Origin of the sequence: Streptomyces sp. WAC05292 (assembly GCF_003949955.1) — a bacterium.
GTDB lineage: Bacteria > Actinomycetota > Actinomycetes > Streptomycetales > Streptomycetaceae > Streptomyces > Streptomyces globosus.
The window spans coordinates 1-4,499 of sequence record NZ_RPSE01000461.1 but is presented as its reverse complement, the minus strand read 5'-3'; the positions used below and the strand labels follow the sequence as shown (position 1 = coordinate 4,499).

Here is a 4,499-nt window from a genome sequence, read left to right as displayed (position 1 = left end):
GCCCCGCCCGGGCCGACCGCCGGCCGCTGCCCGCCGTGCACGAGCCGGGCGCCCTCCTTGCGGCCCAGCTCCACGTACGCCTCCACCCGGTCCCGGTGCGCCGCCGAGATCACCGGGCCGACGACCGTGCCCCGCTCCGCCGGGTGACCGATCCGCAGGTGCGCCGCGTACCCGGCCAGCCTCTCGACCAGCTCCCCGTACACCGACCGGTGCACGACGACCCGGGTCGGCGCGGTGCAGATCTGGCCGCTGTAGAAGGAGAACGTGGTGCCGATGCCGGCGACGGCCGCGTCCAGGTCGGCGTCGTCGAGGACGACCGCCGCCCCCTTGCCGCCCAGCTCCATCAGCTGCCGCTTCATCGTGCGGCCGCAGACCTCCGCGATGCGCTGCCCGACCGCGGTGGAGCCGGTGAACGACACCATGTCGACGTGCCCGGACGCCACCAGGGCCTCGCCGACGGCCGTCGACTGCCCGCCGACGACGTTGACGACGCCCGCCGGGATCCCGGCCTCGGCGAGCGCCTCCGCCATCCGGAACACCGACAGCGGGTCCTGCGGCGCCGGCTTGACGACCACCGTGTTCCCCATGGCCAGCGCGGGCGCGACCTTGCCCGCCGGGTTGGCCCACGGGTTGTTGTACGAGGTGATGCAGGCGACCACCCCGACCGGCTGCCGCACCTCCAGCGCGCCCAGCACCGCGGACCGCCCCATCGGCCCCGCCGCCGTGACCTGCGGAGGCAGCCCGCGCTCCACCGGTTCCAGGGCGCCCCGCGCGTACCGCCGGAACCGGGCGGCCGCGACACCCACCTGCATCGCGCGGGCCACCGCAGTCGGCGCGCCGCTCTCCGCCCGGGCCAGCTCCGACCACGGCTCGGACTCCCGCCGGATCACGTCGGCGGCCCGGTCCAGGATCCGCGCCCGCTCCTGCGGATCCGTCCGCGACCAGCCCTCGAACGCCGCGGCCGCCGCCGCGGCCGCCTCCTCCACCTGCGCCGGGGAGGCCTCCGGGGCCAGACCGACCACCGACTCGTCCGCCGGGTCGACCACCTCGTAGTGGCCGCCCGCCGGCTCCACCCACTCCCCGCCGATGAACAGCCGCCGGGCACCGTCGCCGCGCTGCGCGCCGCTCACCGGGTCGCCACCGTCTCCGTGTCGCGGCCCGAGCGCAGGACCCGGCCCGGGACGGCGCCCGTCACCTCGTCGTCCCGGACCGTCTCCACGCCGTTGACCCGCACCGACACGATCCCCACGGCGCGCGCGTCGAGCCGCGGACTGCCGCCGGGCAGGTCGTGGACGAGCGTCGCCGGGCCGGCGTCGATCCGCTCCGGGTCGAACAGCACCAGGTCCGCGTACGCGCCCTCCTCGATCCGGCCGCGCCCGCGCAGCCCGAACAGCCGGGCGGGGTCGTCGGACAGCATCCGCACCGCCTGCTCCAGCGGCACCAGGCGGCGGCCGCGCAGGCAGTCCCCGAGGAACCGCGTCGTGTACGGAGCCCCGCACATGCGGTCCAGGTGCGCGCCCGCGTCGGAGCCGCCGAGCATGACGTCCTCGTGCTGCCAGGTCTGCGCGCGCAGCGCCCAGCTCGCCGGGTCGTTGTCGGTGGGCATCGGCCACAGCACCGTGCGCAGGTCGTCACAGGAGCAGATCTCCACGAGGCAGGCGAAGGGGTCCTGGCCGCGTTCCGCGGCGATGTCGCGGACGACGCGGCCGGTGAGGCCCTCGTTCTCCTTGCTGTAGGTGTCGCCGATGACGTACCGCCCGAAGTCGGCGAGACGGCGGAACACCCCGGCCTCGGGGCTTGCCGCGCGGCGCAGCATCTCCGCCCGGACGGCGGGATCGCGCAGTTCGGCGATCCGCTCGGGGACGGGCAGGCCGAGGACGGCGCCCCAGCCGGGGATCAGGTTGAGCGCGCAGAACGAGCCGAGCGACATGTTCATGGGCGTGAGGATCGGCATGGTGAGGGCGACGATCCGCCCGCCGGCCCTGCGGGCCCGCTCGGAGGCGGCCAGCTGGCGGGGGACCCGGTCGGGCACGGCGGCGTCGATGGTGAGGACGTTCCAGTTCAGCGGCCGGCCGGCGGCGGCGCTCATGGCGACGAGCAGGTCGATCTCGGCGTCCGTGAAACGGTCGAGGCAGCCGGCGACGATGGCCTCCAACTGGGTGCCCTCGTGGTCGCCGACGGCGCGGGCGAGGGCGATCAGCTCGTCGGGGCGGGCGTGCCGGGAGGCGACGGGGGCGCCGTCGCCGTCGGAGTGGGTGGAGGACTGGGTGGTGGACAGCCCCCACGCGCCGGCGTCCATGGCCTCGTGGAGGAGGGCGGTCATCCGGTCGAGCTGGGCGGCGGTGGGCTGCCCGCCGACGGCGTCGGCGCCCATGACGTGGCGGCGCAGCGCGCAGTGGCCGACCATGAAGCCGGCATTGACGGCGATGCGGCCCTCCAGGGCGTCCAGGTACTCGCCGAAGGTGGACCAGGTCCAGTCGACGCCGTCTTCGAGGGCCCGCAGGGACATGCCCTCGACCTTGCTCATCATGCGGCGCGTGTAGTCGGCGTCCTCGGGGCGGCCCGGGTGCAGCGGGGCGAGGGTGAAGCCGCAGTTCCCGCCGGCGACGGTGGTCACGCCGTGGTTCATGGAGGGCGTGGCGTACGGGTCCCAGAACAGCTGGGCGTCGTAGTGGGTGTGCGGGTCGACGAAGCCGGGGCACAGGACGAGGCCGGAGGCGTCCTCGGCGGTGCGGGCCGGCTCGGTGACCGCGCCGGGGGCCGCGACGGCGGCGATCAGGCCGCCGCGCAGGCCGACGTCGGCGGTGCGGGCGGGGGCGCCGGTTCCGTCGACGACGGTCGCGCCCCTGATCAGGTGGTCGAGCATGTCGGTGACGTCCCTTCTCGGGCCTTGGCGGGCCTGCGGGCCTTGGGCCTGCGGGCCTTGGCGGGCCTGTGCCTTCTCGTGTCGGCCGGCCGGAGCGGGAGGCAGGCCGCTGCTCCGCCCGCTCCGGCCGGGCATCGGGGCCCGGGGCTGTCCCCGCGGGGCCCCTGCCGGGGTGGCGGTCCGGGAAACCGCCGGCCCGGATCCTCAGGCGGCCTCGCGGAAGCGGGTGGTGCGGTGGACCGGATCGGTGTCGATCTGCGGGATGACGTGCTCGCCGATCAGCTTGATCGTCGTCATGGTGTCCTCGTACGACACTCCCGTCGGCAGGCCGAAGGACAGCTGGTCGGCGCCGGCCTGCTCCCACCGCCGGCACTGGGCGAGGACCTCGGAGGGGTCGCCGCAGATCAGCAGTTCCTCGGCGATGAGCAGCTCGATGATCTCCGCGTTGTACTCCGGGAGGATCTCGGGCCACTGCGGGATCGCCTCGGGGCGCGGGAAGGTGTCGTGGTAGCGGAAGACGAGGGACTGGAAGCGGTTCATGTGCGCGTTGACGGCGATCTCGACGGCCTTGTCGTGGGTCTCGGCGCAGATCGCCGTCGAGGTGACCATGACGTTGTCGTTGACGAACGCGCCGATGGCCTTCGCCTCGCGGATCGCGGTCTTGTACTGGTCCAGCACCCACTCCATGTCGGAGACCTTCTGGACGCTGAAGCCGAGGACGCCGAGGCCCTTGCGGGCGGCCATGGCGTAGGAGGAGGGAGAGCCGGCGGCGTACCACATGGCCGGGTGCGCCTTGCCGTACGGCTTGGGGAAGACCTTGCGCGGGGGCAGCGACCAGTGCTTGCCCTGGAACCCCTCGTACTCCTCCTGGAGGAACATCTTGGGGAACTCCGCGATGGTCTCCTCCCATATCTCCTTGGTGTGGTTCATGTCCGTGATGCCGGGCAGGAAGCCGAGGATCTCGTGGCTGCCGGCGCCGCGGCCCGTGCCGAACTCGAAACGGCCCCGGGAGAGGTGGTCGAGCATGGTGACCTTCTCGGCCACCTTGACCGGGTGGTTGACGGGGGCGAGCGGGTTGAAGATGCCGGAGCCGAGGTGGATGCGCTCGGTGGCGTGGGCGAGGTAGGCGAGGAAGACCTCGTTCGCCGAGAGGTGGGAGTACTCCTCCAGGAAGTGGTGCTCGGAGGCCCAGGCGTACTTGAACCCGGACTTGTCGGCCTGGATGACGTACTCGGTCTCCTCGACCAGTGCCCTGTGCTCCGCCGCGGGGTCGACCTCGGAACGCGCCCGGGGCACGTATCCCTGCACGAAGAGCCCGAATTCCAAGGGGTTCACCGTCCTCAAGTTTCTGACGCTGCGTCAGATCGGATGGGGTCGACTGTTCCACCGGGCGCAGGGAAGCGTCAATACTGACGGTACGTCAGAATCTACGGGTCATCCGTTCAGGAGCGGCCCCACCTCCGCCCCGAAGGCCGCGACCTGGTCCACCAGCTCCGACCGGCCCCGGCTGCGGAACCGCACCTGGATCTGGTCCACGCCCATCGCCCCGTACTCCCGCAGCGATTCCGCCAGCACCTCCGGCTTCCCCGACAGCGTCCGCCGCCCCACCTCCCACGCCGGCTCCCCCACGTAC

General features: G+C 73.4%; 3 protein-coding genes and 1 pseudogene. All 4 read right to left on the bottom strand.

Annotation, left to right across the window (positions count from 1 at the left end):
- Positions 1 to 1,130: aldehyde dehydrogenase family protein (locus tag EF903_RS29215; protein WP_125548014.1), on the bottom strand; the 1,130-nt coding region annotated here is incomplete at its 3' end.
- On the bottom strand, positions 1,127 to 2,866 hold the full coding sequence (locus tag EF903_RS29210; RefSeq protein ID WP_125548013.1) for an amidohydrolase family protein: 1,740 nt from the start codon (positions 2,864 to 2,866) through the stop codon (positions 1,127 to 1,129). The genes EF903_RS29210 and EF903_RS29215, both read right to left, overlap by 4 nt.
- Before the next feature lie 204 nt (positions 2,867 to 3,070).
- A complete protein-coding gene (locus tag EF903_RS29205) occupies positions 3,071 to 4,192 on the bottom strand; it encodes an LLM class flavin-dependent oxidoreductase (protein ID WP_125548015.1) in 1,122 nt (373 codons plus the stop codon).
- Between the two features lie 108 nt (positions 4,193 to 4,300).
- Positions 4,301 to 4,499: pseudogene (locus EF903_RS29200) on the bottom strand (LLM class F420-dependent oxidoreductase); the annotation flags it as partial.